The organism is Terrisporobacter muris (assembly GCF_024621905.1).
Taxonomy (GTDB): domain Bacteria; phylum Bacillota; class Clostridia; order Peptostreptococcales; family Peptostreptococcaceae; genus Terrisporobacter; species Terrisporobacter muris.
The window spans coordinates 1-2,848 of record NZ_JANKBY010000396.1; the positions used below are offsets into that span (position 1 = coordinate 1).

General features: G+C 26.7%; 2 protein-coding genes. Both read left to right on the forward strand.

All coding sequences use genetic code 11. The features are described 5' to 3' along the window. Positions 1-174: 174 nt before the first annotated feature. Positions 175-612 carry an Hsp20/alpha crystallin family protein gene (locus NSA58_RS18310; RefSeq protein ID WP_079764882.1) on the forward strand — a complete coding sequence of 146 codons (438 nt, stop codon included), beginning with the start codon at positions 175-177 and terminating at the stop codon, positions 610-612. A 192-nt stretch (positions 613-804) separates the two neighbouring features. Next, complete coding sequence (gene htpG, locus NSA58_RS18315) at positions 805-2,673, forward strand: molecular chaperone HtpG (protein ID WP_039681360.1); 1,869 nt, start codon at positions 805-807, stop codon at positions 2,671-2,673. The last annotated feature ends 175 nt before the right edge of the window (positions 2,674-2,848 follow it).

Here is a 2,848-nt window from a genome sequence, read left to right on the forward strand (position 1 = left end):
TTAAGAGAAAAAATAAAAAAAATTAGCACTCATCACTTGACAGTGCTAACAAAAAGACTATAATAATAAGTAAGAAAACAAATAAAGAACAAATCAGAATACATAAAAAATAAAATTAAATATTATCTTTGTACTTAATTAAAGTATGAAGACAATTGTAAGGAGGAATTAATTATGAAATTAGTACCAATGAATAACAATAGTTTAGGATTTAGTTTGTTTGACAATATGTTTGATGATATGTTCAGAGATCCATTTTTTACAAACAGCAACACTACAAAACTTATGAAAACAGATATACAAGAAAAAGATAATAATTATATCTTAGACATGGATTTGCCAGGGTATGAAAAAGAGGATGTAAAAGCTCAACTTAAAGATGGATATTTAACAATAACAGCTCAAAAAAATACATCTAATGAAGAAAAAGATAAAAAAGGTAACTATATAAGAAAAGAAAGATATTGTGGCAAATGCTCAAGAAGCTTTTATGTAGGAGATAGTGTAAGAGAAGAAGATATAAAAGCAAGCTTTAACAATGGAATATTACAATTAACATTCCCTAAAGAGGTTACTGGAAAAGAAGATACAAAATATATTACTATTGATTAAAAATTTAGATTTTTTAGCACTCAATGCTTGACAGTGCTAACAAGATAGTTCTATAATTAAAATGGGAATAAATAGTAAATATTAAAATTAAATTAAAGCCCTTAAAATGCAAGGTTATTTATTCCCCCACCTTGCATTTTGTGATTTAGAATAAAACAAATTTTATAAATGTGCAAGTTTAAGGAGGTAAATATGGAAGTAACAAAAGGTAGTATTTCAATTGATACAGAAAATATTTTTCCAATAATTAAGAAATGGTTATACTCAGACAAAGACATTTTTATAAGAGAATTAATAAGTAATGGCTGTGATGCAGTAAGTAAATATAAAAGACTTGTTTCTCTTGGCGAAGTTAAGCCTTCACAAGATGAAGAATATAAAATTACAGTATCAGTAAGCAAGAAAAATAAAACTATAAAATTCAGTGATAACGGTATAGGTATGACAGCAGAAGAAGTAGATAAATACATAAATCAAGTTGCTTTTTCTGGTGCGGAGGACTTCTTTAATAAATACAAAGATAGAATGGAAGAAACGGATATTATAGGTCATTTTGGTTTAGGATTCTATTCAGCGTTTATGGTATCTACAAAGGTTGAAATAGATACATTATCTTTCCAAGAGGGAGCAGACCCTGTAAGATGGATATCAGAAGGTGGAACTGAATTTGAAATAAGTCCATCAGGAACAAGAGCTACAAGAGGAACTACAATAACATTATTCTTAGCTGAAGATAGTGAAGAATTTTTAAATGAATATGAAGTAAGAAGTATAATAAACAAATACTGCTCTTTCTTACCTGTTGAAATATATGTGGAAGATGAAGATGCAGAAGTTAAAGAAGATGAAGAAAAAATTGAACCAACACCATTAAATGATACTAATCCATTATGGTTAAAATCACCTAAAGATTGTACAGATGAAGAATATAAAGAATTCTATAGAAAAGTATTTAATGTATTTGATGAACCATTATTCTGGATTCATTTAAATGTGGATTATCCGTTTAACTTAAAAGGAATTCTTTACTTCCCTAAATTAAATAATGAGTTTGAACTAGTAGAAGGTAAGGTAAAACTTTATAATAATCAAGTATTCGTAGCAGATAATATAAAAGAAGTTATACCAGAATTCTTATTATTACTAAAAGGTGTAATAGACTGTCCAGACTTACCATTAAATGTGTCTAGAAGTTTCTTACAAAATGACAGAGATGTAAGTAAAATATCTAAACATATAGTTAAAAAGGTTGCAGATAAACTTAAATCTTTATGTAAAAATAGTAGAGAAGAGTATGAAAAATTCTGGGATGACATACAAATATTCATCAAATTTGGTTGTTTAAAAGATGAAGGTTTCTATGACAAAGTAAAAGATTATATATTATATAAAGATATAGATGGTAAATATATTACATTAACAGATTACTTAGAGGCAGCAAAAGAAAAACATGAAAACAAAGTATTCTATGTAAACAATGTGGATCAACAATCTCAATATGTTAAACTATTTAAAGATTATGGATTAAATGCAGTTGTATTAGATAGCACAATAGACAACAACTTTATTTCGTTTATAGAATATAAAGAAATGGGAACTAAGTTTAATAGAATAGACTCAGATTTATCAGACGTACTAAAAGACAAAGATAGTGAAGAAAATAAAGAAGAAGATGAAAAAATAACTTCATTATTCAAGTGTGTTATAAATGAAAGAGTAGAAAAATATTCAGTGGAAAGTCTTAAAAATGAAGAAACACCAGCTATGATTTTAGTATCAGAAGAATCTAGAAGAATGATGGAAATGCAATCTAGATTTGCTGGAATGAACTTTGGTATGGATTTAAAAGAAGAAAAAACTTTAGTTATAAATAAGAGTAACCCATTAGTAAAAAAATTAGTGTCACTAAAAGACAATGAAGATAAAAAAGAAGAAATAGATGTGATTTGTAATCAAATAGTAGATTTAGCTCTACTTGCTAATAAAGAATTAAATGCAGATGAATTAGATTCATTTATAAAAAGAAGTAACTCATTAATGAGTAAAGTTATATCTCTATAAAGTATTATCAATATAAAATGTAAATAATAAAAATACCCCTTAGAATTTTGAAGTGAACCCTTTACACGGGAATAAATAAAACAACCTCTTTTGAAACATACTATATGTATGATTTTAAAGGAGGTTATTTTATTATGAGTACAAGAGTACACTACTCACCAGAAATAAAATGGAA

Bases quoted from the DNA above. Each gene is read 5' to 3' on its own strand.
- htpG (WP_039681360.1), top strand. From the start codon at position 805: ATGGAAGTAACAAAAGGTAGTATTTCAATTGATACAGAAAATATTTTT.
- NSA58_RS18310 (WP_079764882.1), top strand. From the start codon at position 175: ATGAAATTAGTACCAATGAATAACAATAGTTTAGGATTTAGTTTGTTT.